Source organism: Corynebacterium senegalense (assembly GCF_900411315.1).
Classification (GTDB): Bacteria; Actinomycetota; Actinomycetes; order Mycobacteriales; family Mycobacteriaceae; genus Corynebacterium; species Corynebacterium senegalense.
This window is the reverse complement of sequence record NZ_LS990887.1, coordinates 1,342,840-1,362,043: the sequence shown is the minus strand read 5'-3', so window position 1 is coordinate 1,362,043 and position 19,204 is coordinate 1,342,840. Positions and strand designations below refer to the sequence as shown.

General features: G+C 68.9%; 19 protein-coding genes and 1 tRNA gene. 7 read left to right on the top strand and 13 right to left on the bottom strand.

Features of this window, described 5'->3' with window-relative positions:
* Nucleotides 1-385: 385 nt before the first annotated feature.
* From crgA to DYZ02_RS06660, 8 genes are all read right to left on the bottom strand, one after another.
* Nucleotides 386-658, bottom strand: a complete 273-nt coding sequence (gene crgA / locus DYZ02_RS06695) for a cell division protein CrgA (RefSeq protein WP_115685546.1) — start codon at nt 656-658, stop codon at nt 386-388.
* Between the two features lie 141 nt (nt 659-799).
* A complete protein-coding gene (pknB, locus tag DYZ02_RS06690) occupies nt 800-2,782 on the bottom strand; it encodes a Stk1 family PASTA domain-containing Ser/Thr kinase (RefSeq protein WP_181896912.1) in 1,983 nt (660 codons plus the stop codon).
* Nucleotides 2,782-4,272 (bottom strand): protein kinase domain-containing protein, encoded by a 1,491-nt coding sequence (locus DYZ02_RS06685; RefSeq protein ID WP_115685545.1) that lies wholly within the window; start codon nt 4,270-4,272, stop codon nt 2,782-2,784. Before DYZ02_RS06685 ends, pknB begins: the two co-directional genes overlap by 1 nt.
* Complete coding sequence (locus DYZ02_RS06680; protein WP_115685544.1) at nt 4,272-5,705, bottom strand: penicillin-binding transpeptidase domain-containing protein; 1,434 nt, start codon at nt 5,703-5,705, stop codon at nt 4,272-4,274. Before DYZ02_RS06680 ends, DYZ02_RS06685 begins: the two co-directional genes overlap by 1 nt.
* Nucleotides 5,702-7,048 carry an FtsW/RodA/SpoVE family cell cycle protein gene (locus tag DYZ02_RS06675; RefSeq protein WP_115685543.1) on the bottom strand — a complete coding sequence of 449 codons (1,347 nt, stop codon included), beginning with the start codon at nt 7,046-7,048 and terminating at the stop codon, nt 5,702-5,704. The genes DYZ02_RS06680 and DYZ02_RS06675 overlap by 4 nt, the downstream gene beginning before the upstream one ends.
* Nucleotide 7,049: 1 nt before the next feature.
* Nucleotides 7,050-8,441, bottom strand: a complete 1,392-nt coding sequence (locus DYZ02_RS06670) for a protein phosphatase 2C domain-containing protein (RefSeq protein WP_115685542.1) — start codon at nt 8,439-8,441, stop codon at nt 7,050-7,052.
* The gene (locus DYZ02_RS06665; protein WP_115685541.1) at nt 8,438-8,884 is read right to left on the bottom strand and encodes an FHA domain-containing protein FhaB/FipA; all 447 of its coding nucleotides are present in this window, start codon (nt 8,882-8,884) and stop codon (nt 8,438-8,440) included. Before DYZ02_RS06665 ends, DYZ02_RS06670 begins: the two co-directional genes overlap by 4 nt.
* 8 nt (nt 8,885-8,892) lie before the next feature.
* The gene (locus DYZ02_RS06660) at nt 8,893-9,786 is read right to left on the bottom strand and encodes an FHA domain-containing protein (RefSeq protein ID WP_115685540.1); all 894 of its coding nucleotides are present in this window, start codon (nt 9,784-9,786) and stop codon (nt 8,893-8,895) included.
* A 187-nt stretch (nt 9,787-9,973) separates the two neighbouring features.
* Between DYZ02_RS06660 and DYZ02_RS06655 the strand changes: the two genes are divergently transcribed.
* Both DYZ02_RS06655 and DYZ02_RS11355 read left to right on the top strand, forming a co-directional pair.
* A tRNA-Leu gene (locus tag DYZ02_RS06655) sits at nt 9,974-10,057 on the top strand.
* Nucleotides 10,058-10,372: 315 nt separating this feature from the next.
* Complete coding sequence (locus tag DYZ02_RS11355; RefSeq protein WP_115685539.1) at nt 10,373-10,687, top strand: hypothetical protein; 315 nt, start codon at nt 10,373-10,375, stop codon at nt 10,685-10,687.
* 262 nt (nt 10,688-10,949) lie between these two features.
* Here the strand turns inward: DYZ02_RS11355 and DYZ02_RS06645 are convergent, their stop codons facing one another.
* On the bottom strand, nt 10,950-11,543 hold the full coding sequence (locus DYZ02_RS06645; protein WP_115685538.1) for a DJ-1/PfpI family protein: 594 nt from the start codon (nt 11,541-11,543) through the stop codon (nt 10,950-10,952).
* 247 nt (nt 11,544-11,790) lie between these two features.
* On the opposite strand from DYZ02_RS06645, the gene DYZ02_RS06640 reads away from it, so the two are divergent.
* On the top strand, nt 11,791-12,072 hold the full coding sequence (locus tag DYZ02_RS06640; RefSeq protein ID WP_147291486.1) for a hypothetical protein: 282 nt from the start codon (nt 11,791-11,793) through the stop codon (nt 12,070-12,072).
* A 267-nt stretch (nt 12,073-12,339) separates the two neighbouring features.
* Here the strand turns inward: DYZ02_RS06640 and DYZ02_RS06635 are convergent, their stop codons facing one another.
* Together DYZ02_RS06635 and DYZ02_RS06630 are read right to left on the bottom strand one after the other, a co-directional pair.
* The gene (locus tag DYZ02_RS06635) at nt 12,340-12,738 is read right to left on the bottom strand and encodes a DoxX family protein (RefSeq protein WP_115685536.1); all 399 of its coding nucleotides are present in this window, start codon (nt 12,736-12,738) and stop codon (nt 12,340-12,342) included.
* A gap of 18 nt (nt 12,739-12,756) precedes the next feature.
* Complete coding sequence (locus DYZ02_RS06630) at nt 12,757-13,932, bottom strand: zinc-dependent alcohol dehydrogenase (RefSeq protein WP_115685535.1); 1,176 nt, start codon at nt 13,930-13,932, stop codon at nt 12,757-12,759.
* A 177-nt stretch (nt 13,933-14,109) separates the two neighbouring features.
* Between DYZ02_RS06630 and DYZ02_RS06625 the strand changes: the two genes are divergently transcribed.
* Nucleotides 14,110-14,574 (top strand): transporter substrate-binding domain-containing protein, encoded by a 465-nt coding sequence (locus DYZ02_RS06625; RefSeq protein WP_115685534.1) that lies wholly within the window; start codon nt 14,110-14,112, stop codon nt 14,572-14,574.
* Nucleotides 14,571-15,560, top strand: coding sequence for a cation diffusion facilitator family transporter (locus tag DYZ02_RS06620; RefSeq protein WP_115685533.1), 990 nt, complete (start codon nt 14,571-14,573; stop codon nt 15,558-15,560). The genes DYZ02_RS06625 and DYZ02_RS06620 overlap by 4 nt, the downstream gene beginning before the upstream one ends.
* A gap of 16 nt (nt 15,561-15,576) precedes the next feature.
* Here the strand turns inward: DYZ02_RS06620 and DYZ02_RS06615 are convergent, their stop codons facing one another.
* Together DYZ02_RS06615 and DYZ02_RS06610 are read right to left on the bottom strand one after the other, a co-directional pair.
* The gene (locus DYZ02_RS06615) at nt 15,577-16,314 is read right to left on the bottom strand and encodes a hypothetical protein (protein ID WP_115685532.1); all 738 of its coding nucleotides are present in this window, start codon (nt 16,312-16,314) and stop codon (nt 15,577-15,579) included.
* Entirely contained in the window at nt 16,307-16,657 is a 351-nt protein-coding gene (locus tag DYZ02_RS06610) for a PadR family transcriptional regulator (RefSeq protein ID WP_115685531.1), read from the bottom strand. Before DYZ02_RS06610 ends, DYZ02_RS06615 begins: the two co-directional genes overlap by 8 nt.
* A gap of 110 nt (nt 16,658-16,767) precedes the next feature.
* On the opposite strand from DYZ02_RS06610, the gene DYZ02_RS06605 reads away from it, so the two are divergent.
* Both DYZ02_RS06605 and DYZ02_RS06600 read left to right on the top strand, forming a co-directional pair.
* Nucleotides 16,768-17,769: a S66 family peptidase gene (locus DYZ02_RS06605; protein ID WP_115685530.1), complete on the top strand. Its 1,002-nt coding sequence runs from the start codon at nt 16,768-16,770 to the stop codon at nt 17,767-17,769.
* Nucleotides 17,770-19,197 (top strand): MFS transporter, encoded by a 1,428-nt coding sequence (locus tag DYZ02_RS06600; protein WP_281268980.1) that lies wholly within the window; start codon nt 17,770-17,772, stop codon nt 19,195-19,197.
* Nucleotides 19,198-19,204: the final 7 nt, after the last annotated feature.

Genomic DNA, 19,204 nt, shown 5'->3' with positions numbered 1-19,204 from the left:
TCACAAGAGTTACCCACAGTCTGGATAAAAACATTTTTGTAATTCCTAGAACACCGTGGCGAAATCGAACGCTCCACAGCGCGCTCACCAGCGTTTGTGCAGCTCACCACCCCTCGGTGTTCGGGTGTGGGGAAGTAATGCACAGAGTTATCCACAGGTGGGGATAACTGCTCCGTCCACAGGTTCTTCCACAGTCTGTGGATAACTCGGGCTCCCGAAAATCAACAGCACCCGCCCCGGCGTGTCTCGGACGCGGTGGCCGGGGCGGGTGCTAGGGGGAAGTGTGGAGGGATGAGAACAACCCCTCGGCCTCGGTGGCGGTGGCGTCGGGGCAGCAAAAAGGGCGCCCCCCGGCGTACCGGGGAGCGCCACTGAGCGCGCTGTGTTAGCGCCAGCCCATCGTCATCAGGAGGCCGGCGATGAGGCCCGAGAAGCCGATCAGGTAGTTCCACGGGCCGAGCTCGGCGAGGAAGGGGATCTGGCTGCCCGCGATGTAGAAGACGATCAGCCAGGCGAGGCCGAGGATCATCAGGCCGAACATGATGACCTTGTACCACATGGGCGTTCCCCCGGTGTTGATCTTCACCGGGGTGCGCGAGGCGCCGGAGGAGGCCGTCGAGATCGGCCGGCTGTCCTTGGTTACTTTTGCCTTAGGCATTGCAAAACCCTTCGCTTTCAGGCGAAACGGTGGGCCACCGGACGCCAGTTGCAGTATTCGAAATGGCGCGGGCGTTCTGGCCGCCCGCGGGCGTGCCGGGTGAAGCACGCTGTGGGCAGCAATTTTAGCACCCGGGCGGGGCTACCGGCGCGGGACAAGCTGGAGCGGATCGAAGTTCCACAGGTTGTAGCCGATTTCCTGGTCCTTGCGGATCGTCTCCCCGGCCGCCACGGACTGGTGTCCGATGAGCCCCTGGTCCACGGCCGCCCCCGTGGGGACGGTGGGTCCGGCGACGAGCCGCCCGGTCCAGCCGGCCTCGCGCAGCGCGGCGTCGGCCTGCGAGGGCGACATCCGGCCGATGTCGATCATCTTCATCAGCATCCCGTTGGACACGCGCAGCTCGACGGTCGTGCCCTTGTCCACCTCGGTGTTCTCGCCGGCGGCGGCGATGACCTCGCCCTCCGGCTTCTCCGAGTCCACGCGGGTGACGGTGGCCTTGAGGTCCATCGACGCCAGCAGCTGGGTCGCCTGGTTGACGGTCATGCCCACCATCGAGGGCACGGTGACCTTCTCGCGGCCGGTGGAGACGACCACCGAGACCTTGGAGCCCTTGGACAGCTGCGCCCCGGCGGCAGGGTTCTGCGAGATGATCGCGCCCTCCGGGACGGTGTCGCTCGGTTCGTTGCGGAACTCGGTGTTGAGCTCGAGGTCCGCGTCGGCGAGGACCTCCGAGGCGTCCTGCGGGGTCAGCCCGGTGACGTCGGGGACGTCGGTAAGCTCGCGGCCCGAGGACACGGTGACCGTGACGAGCGTGCCGGGGCGCAGCTGGCTGCCCGCCGTCGGGTTGGTGCCCATCACCTCGCCGCGCGGGACGTCCGGGCTCGGGGTGTCGCTGACCGCCACCTGCAGGCCCAGGCCCTCGAGGGTGGCAACCGCCTCGTCGCGGAGCTTGCCCTTGAGGTCCGGCACCTCGACCATCGTCTCCGTGACGGAGGGGCCCGATTTGTCGTCGCTGGTGAGGTAGTTGTAGCCGAGCAGCGAGGCCGCGCCGACGAGGATGAGCGCCAGGAGGGCCGCGACCCACTTCATCCAGTCCGCGCCCCCGGTCTTCTCGTGGGCGCGGCGGTGCTGCTCGTAGCGGCTCCCGTCGCCGTTCGCGGGCGCGGCCCCGGCGGGCATAACCTCGGCCGGCGGGGCGGCGACGGTGGAGCCGGAGATGATCGTCGCGTCGGAGTAGTCCGGCTCCCCGTAGGACAGGTGGCTGCGGGCGGCGGAGGTCACCGCGCCGCGCTCGAGAAGCTCGAGGTCGTGGGCCATTTCGGTGGCAGACTGGTAGCGGTCGGCGGGGTGCTTGGCCATGGCGGTGAGGATCACCGCGTCGAGGTTGACGGCCTCGCTTTCGGCCAGGCCCTCGATCCGGGTGCTCGGCGGTTCCGGGTCCTCCTGCACGTGCTGGTAGGCCACGGCGAAAGGGGACTCGCCCTCGAAGGGCGGCCGGCCGGTGACCGTCTCGTACATGACGCAGCCGAGGGCGTAGATGTCGCTGCGCCCGTCGGCGGCCTTGCCGCGCGCCTGCTCCGGGGAGAGGTACTGGGCGGTGCCGATGACCGCCGAGGTCTGCGTCATGGCGGAGGTGGAGTCGTCGAGCGCCCGGGCGATGCCGAAGTCCATCACCTTCACCGCGCCGGTGTTGGTGACCATGATGTTGGCCGGCTTGATGTCGCGGTGAATGATGCCGGCGTCGTGGCTGGCCTGCAGGGCGCGGGTGACGGGCAGCAGCAGCTCGGCCGCGGCGCGCGGGCTGAGCGGGCCTTCCTGGCGGACGATGTCGCGCAGGTTCCGCCCGTGCACGATCTCCATGACGATGTAGGGCACGGCCACGCCCTCCCGGGCGACGTCGCCCGTATCGTAGACGGAGACGATGTTGGGGTGGTTGAGGCGCGCGGAGTTCTGCGCCTCGCGGCGGAAGCGCTCGCGGAAGTTCTCGTCGCGGGCCATGTCGACCTTGAGCATCTTGACGGCCACGTTGCGCCCGAGGGCGGTGTCGGTGGCGGCGTAGACGTCGGACATCCCGCCGGTGCCGATGAGCTCACCGAGGGTGTAGCGGTTCGCGATCATGGTCATTAGTTACCGCCATTCTGGGGGTTGAGGAGGCTCTCCAGGTCCGGCCGCTCGCCCGCGCCCCCCGGGTTCCCCGGGTTTGGGGTCGCCGGCGCGGGGGTGCTGCGCTCGGTGGTGCCCGGCTGGGCCGCGCTTGTCGACGGCTTGGGTGCCGTCGTCGGCTGCGTCGGTTCGCTCTCCGGGGCCTCGACGAAGCTCACGGTCCCCGGGGCGTTGTCGCTGGTGGTGACCCGCTCCCGGCTGCGCACCGTGGTGGTCTCACGTGAGGGCTGGTTGCTCGTCGTGCTCGGGGCGACGGTCCGCGTCTGGGTGACGATGGTCGGCGTGCTCGTCGAGCTGCGCGTGCCCGAGCCGCCGAGCGGGCCGGCCGTGAGCGCCCAGACGAGCGCGCCGCCTGCCAGCAGGATCACCGCGGCGATGGCGAGGCCGAGGCCGAACCCGCCGCGCTTGTCCTCCTCCCGGTCGGGCGCCACCGGGGCGGCGGCGCGCTGCTGCTCGGGCAGGTGCCCCTGGGGGCGGCGCTGCTGCGGGGAGGCGGGGCGCGCCGTGGCGGGCTGCGCCACGGAGGCGAGCATCTGGGTGGACGCGGTGGCGGAGGGCTCCACGGCGACGCGGGTGGTGGCGTCGCCCTCGGGCTGGGCGGGGCGCTGGCCCTTGCGCACCTGGGCGACGGCGAGCTGCATCTCGTTGCCGTCGCGGAAGCGGGTGCCGGGGTCCTTGCGCAGGGCGATCTCGATGAGCTCGCGGGCGGGCGCGCTGACGGACGTCGATAAGGCGGGCGGCTCGTTGGACACGTGCGCGAGCGCGACGGAGACGGAGGAGTCGCCGGTGAAGGGGCGCGCCCCGGAGAGCATCTCGTAGCCCACGACGCCGAGGGAGTAGACGTCGCTGGCGGCGGAGACGCGCAGGCCCTGGGCCTGCTCCGGGGAGACGTACTGGGCGGTGCCCACGACCATGCCCGTGCGGGTCAGGGGCACGGCGGCGGCGGCCTTGGCGATGCCGAAGTCGGTGATCTTGACCCGCCCGTTCTGGGTGATCATGAGGTTGCCGGGCTTGATGTCGCGGTGCACCAGCCCCATCCGGTGGATGACGGCGAGGCCGTGGGCCGCCTGCTCGAGCACGTCGAGGGCCAGCGCCTCGTCGAGCTTGCCCTCGCGGGCGATGAGGTCGGCCAGTGACTCGCCGCGGATGTACTCCATGACGATGAAGCACATGGAGTAGCCGGCGCCGGTGTCCACCTCGCGGTAGTCGTAGGTGGCCACCACGTTGGGGGAGTTGATGCCCTCGGCGGCCAGCGCCTCGTTGCGGAAGCGGGTGAGGAACTCCTCGTTGGCCGAGAACTCCGGGCGCAGCACCTTGATGGCCACCTCGCGGTCGTTCGCGCGGTCGTCGGCGAGCCACACCGTCGACATGCCGCCGTGGCCGATGATCCACTGCAGCCGGTAGTCGTCGCCGACGAGTCTCTGGAGTTCGTCCCTGTTGTCGGTGTGCATTAGTTTCCTCCTGCGGGGGCTGCGTTCAGGATGGCTCGTCCGATCGGCGCGGACACCTGGCCGCCGGTGGCGGAGACGCCGAGGTTGCCGCCGTCCTTGACCACCACGGCCACGGCGACGTCCTTCGCCGGGTCGAAGGCGACGTACCAGGTGTGCGGCGCGGCGCCCTCCCCGTGCTCGGCGGTGCCGGTCTTGGAGGCGTAGGAGTTGCCGTTGTAGCCGGCGGTGGAGCGCTCGGAGCCGTACATGAGGTCGCGGATGGTGGCCGCCTCCTCGGTGGTGAGCGCCTCGTTGATCTCGCGCGGGCGATTCTCGCGGATCGTGGTGAGGTCGGGGCGCACGACGCGGGAGACCACGTAGGGGCTCATGCGGCGGCCCTCGTTGGCCACGGTGGAGGCCATCACGGCGGCCTGCAGGGCGGTCATGGTGACGTCGCGCTGGCCGATGGCCGACTGGCCCAGCTCGGCCGCGCCGGGGATGTCGCCGAGGGAGCCTGCGGCGGTGGGCAGGCCGAGGTCGTACTGCTCGCCCACGCCGAAGTCCGCAGCGGCCTTGCGCAGGGGGTCGGCGCCCATGTCCAGGGCGGTCTGCACGAAGGCGGTGTTGCAGGACAGGGCGAAGGCGGTGCGCAGGGTGACGGTCCCGCCGCCGCCGCAGGTCTGCCCGCCGTAGTTGGTCAGGGAGACGTTGGTGCCGGGCAGCTGGATCTCCGACTGGCCGGTGACGGGGGAGTCGGGGGTGAACCCGCTGCGCAGGGCCGCGGCCGTGGTGATGATCTTGAAGATCGAGCCGGGCGGCAGCTGCTCCTGCGTGGCGTGGTTGAGGAGGGGATTGCCGGGGTCGTCGTTGAGCTGCTGCCACGTCGCCTCCGCCGTGTCGGGGTTGACCACGGCGTTGGGGTCGAAGGACGGGGTGGAGGCCATGGCGAGCACCTCGCCTGTCGACGGCCGCATCGCCACCACCGCGCCGTTGTAGCCCCGGCTGTCCAGCTGGTCGTAGGCGAGGGCCTGCAGGTTCGGATCGAGCGTCAGCTCGACGCTGTTGCCCGGGGTGGCCTGCTCGTTGCCTGTCCGGGTGAAGCGGTTGTTGCCCAGGCCTCCCTCGCCGGTCAGCTCGGCGTTGTACCCGGACTCGAGCCCGGCGGTGCCGTACTGGTCGGAGACGTAGCCGACGACCGGGGCGAAGGAGTAGGGCATGTTGGGGTAGGCGCGCTGGAAGAAGTCGTTGCCGTCCTTGTAGGACTGCGCCAGGACCTGCCCGCCGGCGTTGATGTTGCCGCGGTTGATCTGCTTGAGCTCGACGAAGGTACGCGCGTTGTGCGGGTTCTGCGCGTAGAGCTCTTCGCGGAAGCCCTGGATCACGGTGAAGTTGATCAGCAGGACGGCGGTGAGCAGGAGCGAGACGACGGCCCCGAGGCGGATTGCTTTGTTCATCGTGAAACCTCCGCCAGCTCGTAGGCGCCCGCGGCGGCGTCCTCCCCGGCCGGGCGGTTCGCCCCGTTGGAGATGCGCAGGAGGAGGCCGACGAGGATGTAGTTCGCCATGATGGCGGAGCCGCCGGCGGACATGAAGGGGGTGGTCAGGCCGGTCATCGGCAGCAGCGCGGAGATGCCGCCGGCGACGACGAAGATCTGGATGACGATGGTGGTGGCCAGCCCGGCGGCCAGAAGCTTGCCGTAGGAGTCGCGCACCTGCAGCGCCGCGTGGAAGCCACGGGTGGTGAAAACGGCGAAGAGCATGAGCACCGCGGCCAGGCCGGCGAAGCCGAGCTCCTCGCCGACGGCGGCGAGGATGTAGTCGGAGTGCGCGACGGGCACCATGTCCGGGTGGCCGTAGCCGAGCCCGGTGCCGGTGACCCCGCCCCAGCTCAGGCCGAACAGGGCCTGGGAGGGCTGGTAGCCGGTGCTGTCGTAGTGGGCGAGCGGGTCGATGAAGTTGTTCACGCGCTCCTGGATCTTGCCGGAGACCTGGTAGACGGCCCACCCGCCGAGGGCGACGAGCCCGAGGCCGATGACCAGCCAGGAGGTGCGGCTGGTGGCGAAGTACACCATCCCCAGCACGGTGGCGAAGAGCAGCAGCGCCGGGCCGAAGTCGTTGGAGATGCCCATGATGCAGATGGCAATCGCCCACACCACGAGGATCGGGGCGAGGTCGCGCAGCCGGGGGAAGCTCATGCCGAGCACGCGCCGGCCGGCCACTGTGAACAGCGAGCGCTTCTGCGCCAGCAGCTGGGCGAAGAAGATGAGCAGCAGGATCTTGGAGAACTCACCCGGCTGGATGGAAAACGGCCCGAGCCAGATCCAGATGCGGGCGTCGGCGAAGTCCGGCGGCTGCGGCCACACGAGCGGCAGCGCGAGCAGGACGAGCCCGGTCAGCCCCAGGAGGTAGGAGTAGCGCGTCAGGGACTTGTGGTCGCGCACGAACACCAGGGTGAGCACGAGCAGGATCACCCCGGCCAAAGACCACAGCACCTGCCGCTCCGCCAGCGCCCCGTAGCCCGGGCGCTCCGCTAGGTCGAGCCGGTAGATCACCACCAGGCCGATCGCGTTGAGCGTCGCCGCGACGGGCAACAGCACCTGGTCGGAGTGCGGCGCGGTGAGGCAGATGGCCAGGTGCGCAATGGCGTAGACGCCGATGAACCCGCCGACCAGGTAGAGCATCTCGGTGGACAGGGCGCGGCCCTGCGACATCTCGAGTCCGAAGAGCATGAGGAGGAGCAGCAGGGCGGCGCAGATGAGCAGCCCCAGCTCGCGTGTGCGGGAGAAGATTCGCGACATGTCACTTCACCGTCCTGCAGTCGCTGTTGTTGCCGTTGCCTTCGGCAGGCTTATCGACGCACACCGGCAGCGCCTCGTCGGCAAGCCTGTTCATCAGCGCGACGGCCTCCTCGTAGGTGCCGCCGCTGAAGTCGCGCATCGCGTCCTGCTGCGAGGGCGGCAGGTCGTCGGTGGTGAAGACCTTGCAGTCGTCGGGCAGGTCGGTCGTGCCGGTGATGCGCAGCTCGTTCTTGTCGTTGATGCAGGCGAGCTGGTAGTCGGAGCGCTCCGTGTTGCCCAGCAGCGAGCCCGGCTGCTGCTGGATGGCCACCTGCTTGTCGCCGTTGGCGGCGACGAAGTAGGTGTCCTCGACGCGGCTGTTCAGCCAGGCGAAGCCCCCCACGCCCGCGATGGCGAGCACGAGCAGGCCCACGACCCACGGCCAGACGGTGCGGCGCCGGTGAGACTCCTCTTCTTCCTCGGCACCCGTCTCCTGCGCGGTACCCGGGGTCTCCGGCCCGCGCCCGCCCTTGAGGGTGGAGGTGTGCACCGTCGGCGCCGGGGCGTCGGCGGCGCGCATGAGGGCGGCCGCCCGGCTCGCGGCGGAGTCGGGGTGCGTCGGCTCGTGGTCCGGCAGCAGCGCCCCCGCGCTCGCGGGGGCGGTGGGCAGCCGGGGCGCGTCGGGGGAGGCGCTGTCCACGACGTCGGCCACGACCACCGTGATGTTGTCCGGCCCGCCGGAGCGCAGCGCCAGCTCGATGAGCCGGTGCGCGGCCGTCTCGGGGGTGCCGCGGCGCAGCGTCTCCTCGATGGTGGAGGCCGTGACCGGGTCGGACAGGCCGTCGGAACACAGCAGGAAGCGGTCGCCGGCGCGCACCGGGATCATCTCCAGGTGCGGGTCGACGGGGCGGCCGGTGTAGGCCTTGAGGATCAGCGACTTCTGCGGGTGCGAGGAGACGTCCGCGGGGTCGAGCCTGCCCTCGTTGACGAGGGACTGCACGAACGTGTCGTCCTCGGTGATCTGCGCCAGTGAGCCGTCGCGAAGCAGGTAGCCCCGCGAGTCGCCGACGTGGATGAGGCCCACCTCGGAGCCGTTGAACATGAGGGCGGTCAGGGTCGTGCCCATGCCCTCCTGCTCCGGGTTCTCGCGCACGGAGCGCTCGATGGACGCGTTCGCGTCGTCGGCGGCCGCGCCGAGCAGGGCGAGGACGTCGGCGTCGCCCGGGTCGCGGTCGAGGTGCTCCATGTGCTCGACCATGAGCTGGGAGGCGACCTCCCCGGCGGCGTGGCCGCCCATGCCGTCGGCAAGCAGGAGGAGGTTGGGGCCCGCGTAGGCCGAGTCCTCGTTGTTGCCGCGCACGAGACCGCGGTCGGAGGCGGCGATGAAGTTCAGTTTGAGGGTCCCGGAAGTCATGGCATCAGCCTCACAATCGTGCGCCCCATCTTGATGTCCGTGCCCACAGAGACGCGTTCCGGCTGGTCAATGCGGGTGCCCTGCACGAAGGTGCCGTTGCGCGAGTCGAGGTCCTCCACGAACCACTCGCTGCCGCGGCGGAACAGGCGGGCGTGGCGCGAGGAGGCGTAGTCGTCGCCGAGGACGAAGTCGTTGCCCTCGGCGCGGCCCAGGGTGACGTCTTCCACGCTGGAAATCTCCATGTGGGAGCCCTTCAGCGGGCCCTCGGCCACGACGATCTGGCGCGCCTTCTCGCGCTTGACCGGGGCGGAGGCAGCCGCTTGACGACGCACCCCCGACGCCGCCACCACATCTCGCCGCAGCCCCCACATGACGAGCAGGATGAACAGCCACAGGAGGATGAGCAGCCCGAAACGTGCCCCGAGGATGATCGCGGAATCCATGCGGCTCCTTAGAGGTTGCGTTCATCCGGGCTTTGGCCCCGGAAGAACTCGGTTTGGGGGTGTGCGACGTCGTCCGGGTTGCGGCCGGCGTCGGAGGTCAGCCCCCGGTCGGCGCGCGGTTCGACGATCCGCACCTCGATGTGGGAGTGGCCCACGGTGATCACGTCGCCGTCGGCGAGCAGCCAGTTCTCGATGGGCTCGTCGTTCACGGTCGTGCCGTTCGTCGACTCCAGGTCCACCAGGACCGCGGACTCGCCGTCCCACGTGATCTCCGCGTGCTGGCGGGACACGCCCGTATCCGGCAGGCGGAAGTCGGCGTCGTTGGAGCGGCCGAGGATGTTGGAACCCTCGCGCACGAGGTACGTCCGCGAGGAGCCGTCCTGCAGAAGCAGGCTCACGGTCGGCTCGCTGACGTTGTTGGGCTCGGACATGTCATCCTCCTGGTCGCGGCCGTGGCGGCCCGCGATCTCATTGTGTGTCGTTGGTTCCGCAAAAATCGCGTCGAAACCGCTGGAAACATCGGGTGCCGAATCGACGTACGACGACGCCCGCAGCTGCCCGGTCCGCAGACCGGACTCCTCGGCGACGCGCACGACGACGGGCCCGTCGAGGTACCAGCCCTGGTTCCGCAGGTAGCGCGCCAGCTGGTCAGCGAACTGGGCGGGCAGGTCGCGGGTCTGCGACAGATTCTCCAGGTCCTTCGACGACACCCCGACCGCGTACACGTTCGGGGCGACGACCTCGTCCTGGTCGGACATGACGAGGCTGTCCTGCGCCTCCTGCTTCAACAGCTCCTCGATCTCGGCCGGCACAACCTTGCCGCCGAAGATCGCGGCCATGCTGTTGTCCAGGCCGCGCTGCATCGAACTGTCGAGCTTGGCCAACCTGTCCAGAAAAGCCACCTACCCGCACCTCCTTCCCTTTGCTGTCAGCTGCACGTGCGGTTGATAACTGAAACAGTATAAGTGGGCACAGCCCGTTGACATAGACGTATGAGCCTCGAGCCGCGCCCGCTACCGCAAAATATAGGCCTCTTGCACGGGATTTGGTAGTGCGCCGAGGCGTGGTGCTATATTAATCAAGTCGCCCGCCCGGGTGGCGGAATTGGCAGACGCGCTGGCTTCAGGTGCCAGTGTTCGCAAGAACGTGGGGGTTCAAGTCCCCCCCCGGGCACAACAGCTCGAGTCCCTCCGCGGGGCTCGAGCTTTTTGTTTGCCGATTAATTCTTTGCCCCCTGGAAGTATCTCCTTCCGTCTACACCCGCCGCCGCAACCGGCCCCTCGGGCGCGCGGTGCCGCTGCGCAGTGGCTTCGCGCGACAGCCCGGGGGCGTTTCCACTTTCGTGCACACCCGCCGTCCGGCGGGTGGCGCGCAAAGCTCTTCCGCAGGTCAGGGGCCCGGTGTTAGTTTCTCAGCCACGGGTCCGCAGCATCCGAGCCGCGGTTGCCCACCCCGACCCATCTTTCCGATCCACCACTGGGAGACACCATGAATCTCAAGAACACCCTTCTCGCCCTGTCCGCCGCCACCGTCATCGCGACCGCCGGTGCTGGCGTCGCCTCCGCCGAGACCACCACCGCCGAGACCCCCGCCGCCACCGCCACCGCCGAGAGCGACTCGATCTTCGGCTCCTCCAGCAAGGCCGACGACACCGAGGGCACCGAGGGCACCACCTCCGGCTCCTCCGACGACTTCTTCGGCTGGGACGAGTCAACCACCGGCGCTCAGAAGTTCGAGGACGTCAGCGGCATCGTTGGCAAGGTCTTCGGGTTCATCGGCAAGATCGTCAAGATCTTCCTCTAAGATCCGGGCACCTTTCGGGACACACCCCGCACCGTCTCACGACGGGCGGGGCGCTTTTCGTGGTCGGGATGGGGTTACGGTGTGGTAACCCGCGCCTAACGGTAAGAACGGAAGGGTAAGAATCCACGATTTCTGCGCGGCATGCCGGATTCTTACCCTTCCGCTCTTACCCGGAAGCAGGCTGGCCCTCGTTGTCCGCCGCATCCCGCTTATCGACGCCCCCCAGCTGCTCCGATCCCAGCCTCACCAGGAGGATCTTCCGCTACACCGCGAACGGGTCATCCTCCGGGTCGCGGGAGACCCGGAGCTCAATCGCGTCAGTGATCTCCTGCGCTGTCGCTTCGCCGAAATAGTGGGCCACGAGGGCGGCGGCCATATCCATCCCTGCTGCGACACCGGAGGAGGTCCATCGGTCGCGGTCGTGGACCCAGCGGGCGCTTCGTCGCCAGTTGATGTCGGTGCCGAAGGAGGAAGCCCAGTCGAAAGCTCGCTTGTTGCTGGTGGCGGAGTATCCCTCCAGCAGGCCCGCGGCGGCGAGCAGTGCCGAGCCGGTGCAGACCGAGGCGACGATGTCGGCCGTGCGCACCATGCGAGCGAACTCGGACAGAAATCCAGCGTCGCGGACCAGGGCGCGCGTGCCCATTCCACCGGGGACCAGGAGGACATCACCGTCCATTGCCGCGAAGTCGCCGTGCGCCGCCAGCGCAACGCCCTGGGAGCTCCGCACTGGGGCGCCGTCCCGGGAGACGAGCTGGACCTCAAGTCCCTCGACTCGAGCAAGGAGTTCCACGGGGCCAGCGACATCAAGGAGCTCGACGTCGGGGAAGAGGACAACGGAGATGCGGCGGAGGCTCATGGCCTTCACGCTAGCCAGCGCAGCGGGATGCGCCACGTACGATTGCCGGCATGCCGAAGAACTGGTGGCGCGCCTCGCTCCCCGGCGACCTCGTCCTCGCCGGCTGCGTGGCGCTCTCGGTGGTGGCGATGGGCCTGGCCTGCCTGATTTACCCGGCCTCGTACGTGCACGGCTTGTTTGCCTTCGTGATCCTGCCGCTTGGCACGGGGCTGCTGCCGGTGCTGGTGTGGCCTCGGGCAGAGGTGGCGTGGGCCATGATGCGCACGGAGAACGCGCGCACCGCGCGGGGGTGCTGCTGCGCGCCGGAGCCGCGCCCGCCGTCGCAACGGTGGTGGTCCTGGCAAACTTCTCCGTCACCCTCGGCGGGGACGTCCTGGCGCAGACTCCACTGTGGATCGTCGCGCTGCCCTCCTGGCCCGAGACGGCGGAGGGGGCCGGCCGTTTGGGCACGGCGTTGGTTCTCGGTGGCGCGCTGGCAGTTCTCCTGCACTGGCGGGCGAAGCGTGCCCTCGGCCGGCGCGTCGGGTGACCGGGACGAAGTTTGCAGCGCGATATAACAAATGCTCTTTAGTAAATGCTGGTCAGCCGAGAAACCGCCGACGAGCGGCGCGGTTCCTCTCGACTAACTCGCATTCACTAGCGAGCATGTGGACCCGATCCCGGGGCGGCGCGGGGTGTCGGCGCCTCAGGGTAAGAACAGAAGGGCAAGAATCCACGATTTCTGCGCGGATTGCCGGATTCTTGCCCTTCCGCTCTTACCCGGAACGAAACTGCTCAGCGACGCCCCGCCCGCGGACTACTTCCCGCGTTTTTCCGGGAACCCCGCCGCCCACAGCGCCGCGGCGATGAGCGCGGGCTGCCCGAACAGCCGGGTCAGTCGCTTGCGGTCGGTGTCCAGGCCGAAGGCGTCGTTGCGCTCGGCGTACTGGCCGATGTTGCCGGGGAAGATGGCGGTGTAGAACGCGGCCAGGGCGGTGCCGGTCAGCTTGCGCTGCCGGGGCAGGGCGAGCAGGGAGGCGCCGAGGGCGATCTCGGCGGCGCCGGAGCCGAGGACCACGAGGTCCTTGTTCATGGGGAACCAGTCGGGCACCTGGGCCTGGAAGTCCTTGCGGGCGAAGGTGAGGTGGCTGGTGCCGGCGAAGCTCATGAAGGCGCCGAGGGCGAGGCGGGTGAGGTTCTGCGAGTCGAGTGCCATTGTCTTTCTCCCTGAGAGTTAGGGCTTGAGGACAACCTTGATGCAGCCGTCCTGCTTCTTCTGGAACTTCTCGTACATGGCTGGGGCATCGTCGAGCGGCGCGGTGTGGGTTTTCAGGTCGAGCACTCCGAGGGGGTCGGAGGGGTCATCGACCAGCGGGAGGAGGTCGTCGATCCAGTTGCGCACGTTGCACTGGCCCATCCGCATCTGCACCTGCTTGTCAAACAGAGTCATCATCGGCATGGGGTCCTTCATCCCGCCATAGACGCCGCTGAGCGAGATGGTGCCGCCGCGGCGCACGGCATCGATGGCGGTGTAGAGCGCGCCGAGGCGGTCCACGCCCGCCTTTTCCATGGCGGCGCGGCCGAGCGGGGAGGGGAGCAGGCCAGCGGCGGCCTGAGCGGCGCCCGCGACGGGGGAGCCGTGGGCTTCCATGCCGACGGCGTCGATGACGGAGTCGGGTCCGCGGCCGTCGCTAAGCTGGCGCAGCTTTTCCACAACCTCCTCGCCGCCCTCGTCGACCTCGATCCCGTGCCGGGCGGCCATGGCGCGCCGCTCCGCGACGGGGTCGACACCGATGACGCGGTAGCCCAGGTGGGCGCCGATGCGGGCGGACATCTGCCCGATCGGGCCGAGCCCGAGCACCGCGAGGGTGCCGCCGGCGGGGACGTTGGCGTACTGGACCGCCTGCCAGGCGGTGGGCAGCACGTCGGAGAGGAAGAGGTAGCGCTCGTCCTCGCCAACGTTGGGGACCTTGATGGGGCCGTAATCCGCGTGGGGCACGCGCAGGTATTCGGCCTGGCCGCCGGGCAGAGAGCCGTAGAGGCGCGAGTAACCGAGCAGGGTTGCTCCGCTGCCGTACTCGCGGACCTGCGTGGTCTCGCACTGGGACTGCAGGCCGCGCTCGCACATGTAGCAGTGGCCGCAGGAGACGTTGAAGGGGACGACGACCCGGTCGCCCGGTTTGAGGTTGGTGACGGCGTCGCCGACCTCCTCGACGATGCCCATGGGCTCGTGGCCGATGACGTCGCCCTTGTCCATGTAGGGCCCGAGGACTTCGTAGAGGTGGAGGTCGGAGCCGCAGATGGCGGTGGAGGTGATGCGGATGATGGCGTCGGTGGGTTCGATGATCGTGGGGTCGGGGACCTCCTCGACGCTCACGGTGCGTTTGGCTTGCCAGGTGAGGGCTTTCATAAATGACCTTTCATGTGTGGTGTGCCGCCGAGCGTACTCCTGCCCTGGCGGGCGCGCCACGTAGTTCGGCGCCGTGTAATCTCCGTGGCATAAAACAATAGCCATGTGTCGGGCCGCGGTCTCGGGCGTCCTGGCACCTGAAAAACGGAGGTCAACGCGGTGCGAAGATCACTACGAATGGTGGCGCTCGTCCTCGGAGCCTCGCTCCTCGGTGGGTGTGGGTCGATACCCGCCGACCCGGGCGGGACGCTCAACCGCGCCAGCGGAGGCACCCTCGTGGTCGGTGTTTCCGAGCACGCGCCGTGGACCGACGTGGATGATGACACCGGCGAGGTCTCGGGGACGGAGGCCGACCTTGTCCGCGGCTTCGCCGACAGCATCGATGCCCGGGTGGAGTGGAAGACCGCCCCGGAAAGCGTGCTGGCGGGGTGGATGGAGGACGGTGAGATCGACGTGATGATCGGGGGTTTGACTTCCAAATCCCCCTGGGCGTCGAAAGTTGCGCTGACCCGCCCGTACACCACGGTGGAAAGCCCGGAGGGCGCGAAGGAAAAGATGGTCATGGCGGTGCCCATGGGTGAAAACAAGCTGATCGTGGCCCTCGAGCGCTACCTCGCCCGCGAGGAAGGGGAGATCCAGTGACGCACGTGGACGAGGCGAGCACCGGTTCCGGCATCGACGCCCTGCCGGATGAGCACGGCGCGATGCTGCGCAAGGCGGTGCGCCTAGAGCGGATCACCCTGGTCGTCCTGGCGGTGACGGTCGCCCTGGTCGGGGTGGTGTCGGGCCAGTCGCAGGCGATGAAGACCGCCTGGTACGAGGACCTCCTTTCTTTCCTGCCGCCGATCGCCTTCCTCGTGGCGACGCGGGTGATCAAGCAGAAGCCGGACGCCGAGCACCCCTACGGCCACCACCGTGCCATCGGCGTCGGCCACGTCGTGGCGGGCGCGGCGCTGCTGGCGATGGGCTCCTTCCTGCTCATTGGCTCGCTGATCGGGCTGATCAACCAGGAGAAGCCGCCCATCGGGACCGTCGTGCTCTTCGGCCACAGCATCTGGCTGGGCTGGCTCATGGTCGCCGTGATGGCGGTGACCGGCATCGGCCCGGTGCTCCTCGGCCGCGCCAAGCTCAAGCTCGCCGGGCCCCTGCAGGACAAGGTCCTCTACGCGGACGCGGACATGAACAAGGCGGACTGGATGACGTCGGTGTCCACCATCGTCGGCGTGCTCGGCATCGGCATCGGGTGGTGGTGGATGGACGCGGTCGCCGCCATGGTTGTCGCCACCTCCATCGTGTGGGACGGAGTGAGCAACCTGCGCACCGCGGTCCGCGACCTCACCGACGCCCGCGCCACCGACCTCGACGGCGGGAAGCACCCCTGTATCGACCAGATCGAACAGACCGCGCGCGGGGTGGCCTGGGTGGACGAGGCCGCAGCAAGGGTGCGCGACGAGGGCCACGTCTTCCACGTCGAGCTCTTCGCCGTGCCCCGCCGGGGGCAGGACCCGAGCGTCGAGCAGATCCGCGAGCTTCGCGACGTCCTCCATGAGCTTGACCACAAAGTCCACGACGTCGTGGTCGCCCCCGTGCACTCCATCCCCGTGTACTTGACGGAGGAGGAGCGCTAAGACTCCCGCGTCTCGCTTACCCAAGCAATACGATGAGCACGGCGCCCAGCGCGAAGCAGGCGATGCCGTAGAAGTCGGTGACGGAAACCCGCCGTCGCCCGGGGACGCGCACGCTGCCGGCAGGCACGAGGGGGTCGTTGAACGAGGGCAGCCGGGACGCGAGCACGCCCCCCGCGGTGCCGGCGAGCAGCAGGGCAAGCCCCACGAAGAACACGGTCCACGCGTGGATGCCCACCCGGCCCGTGCTGCCGAGACCGGCGCCGACGGTGATCGCTGCGATGAACGCGAAGACGGTGCCGCACAGGAGCACGCCCGCCAGGGGTCGCCCCATCATGAAGCGGACGGCCCAGGACATGAACCGGCCCACCACGGGAAGCGCCACTCCCAGCACCGCTAGGACGAGAACCGTTGCCCAGCTCAGTGGGCGGGCATCGCCCTGAACCAGGCCTGTGACGCCGTCGAGGCCCACAATAACGCCGGCCACCTGGAGGAAGGCGGGCACGAGCAGCCATGTCAGCCCGGGGCCGGGGAGGGGCTCGTGGTTCGAGGCGATGGTGGCGGCGTATTCGCGCGCCGGACCGAAGGCGTCGAGGGCGCTTTCTCCGGAGGTGAAGCAGTGGTCGTCGACCTCGCCGAGCGCCTCGCCAATGATTGTGCCGGGGACTTCGCGCAGCCGCGCCTCCACGATGAAGGCTTCGGTCCAGGTGGGGTCAATGTGCGGGGCGAGATCCAGCTCGGTGTCGTGCTTAGTCATTGTCGTTTCCTTTCCGGCCGGCGAAGTGCGCGGCCACGACCTGTGAGAAGTGCTCCCAGTGGGCGGTGTTTTCACGCAGATGGTCGCGTCCTTCCGGAGAGAGCTTGTAGTACTTGCGGCCGGGCCCGGATTCACCCGGTTTCCACTGGGTGGTCACCAGCGCGTCGGTTTCCAGCCGCCCGAGGAGGGGGTAGAGGGTGCCGCCCTTGATGTCGCCGAACCCGGCCTGGGCGAGCTTCGCGGCAACGTCGTAGCCGTAAGTTTCCCCGTCGGCGAGGATGCGCAACACCGCCAGGGGCAACACGGCGCGGATCCAAGCGGTGGGGAAGGCTCGTCCGGACACGTCTAGATAGTAACGCTAACTAGATTGGATCGCTACCTAGTGGCGTCGTGAAGCGGGAAGGTCCCGTCGACTAGGCTTTTTGGAATCCGATCCTCCAACCCCGCAAGAAGATGACTGTCTACCCCGCCCCGCTGCAACCCGGTTCGACCATCCGCGTGGTCACCCCCTCGCTTTCCCTGCCCTTCGTCGTGGACAGGGAGAGGGGGGACTACCTCGCCCGCTTGGCGACGTCACGCCTGACCGACCTGGGGCTCAACGTCACGTTCGGGGAGCACGTCAACGAGTCGGACGAGTTCTTCACCTCGGAGGTCGACTCACGGGTGCGCGACATCCACGCCGCCTTCGCGGACCCGGAGGTCGACGGCATCCTCTCCGTCATCGGCGGCTTCAACAGCAACGAGCTGCTTCCCTTCCTCGACTACGACCTCATCGCGGAAAACCCCAAGTTCCTCTGCGGGCACTCCGACGTCACCGCCCTGCAGAACGCGCTGTTCGCGCGCGCCGGGCTGGTCACGTACTCGGGCCCGCACTGGTCGACCTTCGGCATGCGCGACCACAGCGAGCTGACGCGGCGCTCCTTCCGGCACGCGGCGTTCACGGACGATCCGATCGAATGGGAGTCGAGCCCCTGGTACACCGACGACGACTGGTACGCCCAGCAGGACGGCCGGGTGACGGAGCCCACGACGGGATGGTGGGCCATCCGGGAGGGTGAGGCCGCCGGCACCGCGATCGGGTCGAACCTGAGCATCTTCACGCTGCTGCACGGCACGGAGTTCCTGCCGGAGCTCGACGGCAGCGTGCTGTTCGCCGAGGTCACCTTCAACTCCGACATCACCGAGTTCCGCCGCCGCCTCATGTCGGTGATCCAGCAGCCCGGTGGGGAGGACATTCGCGCGGTGGTCATCGGGCGCTTCCAGAAGGAGAGCAGGGTGACCCGGGAGGACCTGCAGGCCACCATCGATTCCATCCCGCTGCTGGAGAACATCCCGGTGGTGGCCAACGTGGACTTCGGGCACACCAACCCGCTGCTCACCTTCCCGGTGGGCGGGCGCGTGGAGCTCGCCGTCGCCGAGAACGAAACCACCATCCGCTTCCCCCGGGAGGCCTAGGTGGGTCGCACCCTTTCCACCCCGGTGCAGCGCTGGGGCTTCTTCGCGGTCATCTCCCTCGGGCTGCTCATGATCGGCCTCGACAACTCCATCCTCTACACGGCCCTGCCGGTGCTGGACGCGCAGCTGGACGCCACCGCCACCGAGTCGCTGTGGATCATCAACGCCTATCCGCTGGTCCTCGCCGGCCTCCTCCTGGGCACGGGCACACTCGGCGACAAGATCGGCCACCGGCTCATGTTCCTCATCGGCCTGGCCATCTTCGGCCTGGCCTCGCTGGCCGCGGCCTTCGCCCCGAGCGCCTGGGCGCTGGTCGCCGCGCGCGCCGCGCTCGGGGTGGGCGGGGCGACGATGATGCCCGCCACCCTCGCCCTGATCAGGCTCACCTTCGCCGACGAGCGCGAGCGCAACATGGCCATCGGCATCTGGGGCTCTGTGGCCGTCGTGGGCGCCGGCATCGGCCCGGTGGTCGGCGGCGCGCTCCTTGAGGCCTTCTGGTGGGGGTCGGTGTTCCTCATCAACGTGCCCATCGTGGTCATCGCCGCCCTGCTGACGTTCTGGCTCGGCCCGGAGAACACGCCCAACCCAGGCAAGCACTGGGACGTCATCTCCTCCTTCTACGCCCTGCTGGCCCTGTCGGGGCTGACGGCCACGATCAAGGAAACGGCCAACTCCTCCCGCTCCGGCGCGCTGCTTGCGGCGGCGGCGCTCGCGGCGGTTGTCGGTGGGGCGCTGTTTGTGAGTCGTCAAGCAAAGCTCGACGAGCCCCTGCTGACCTTCGACATCTTCCGCTCCCGCATGTTCACCGGCGGCGCCATCGCGGCTGCCGGCGGCATGTTCGTCATGGCGGGCACCGAGCTCAACACCACCCAGAGGCTTCAGCTTGTCGACGCCTTCACGCCCCTCCACGCCGGGCTCGTCGTCGTGTCGATGGCGCTGGCCGCGATCCCGGCCTCGACGCTCGGCGGGGCGTTCCTCCACAAGGTGGGCTTTTTGCCCCTGGTCGCGGGCGGTTTCGCCTCCGCCGCAGCGGGCACCGCGCTGGTCGCGTGGGCCTCCAGCGCGGACAACCTCGCCGCCTTCGTCGCGGCGCTGGCGCTGGTGGGGTGGAGTGCCGGGTCGGTGATGTCGGTGGCGTCGATCGCCATCATCGGCGCGGCGCCGCTGTCGCGCTCGGGCATGGCCGCGGGCGTCGAAGAGGTCTCGTACGAGCTCGGCACGCTGCTCACCGTAGCGATCACCGGCGCGCTGCTGCCGCTGTGGCTCGAGCGCAACATGACGGCCGCCGAGTACCGCCCCGCCTACGTTCAGGCCTACCACTGGGTGCTCTACATGCTCGGCGCGGCCGCGGCGGTGTTCGCGCTCGTGACCTGGTGGTGCTTCCGCGGGAACCCGAAATCCGGCGAGGCAACCCCCATGCACACGTAAATACCGC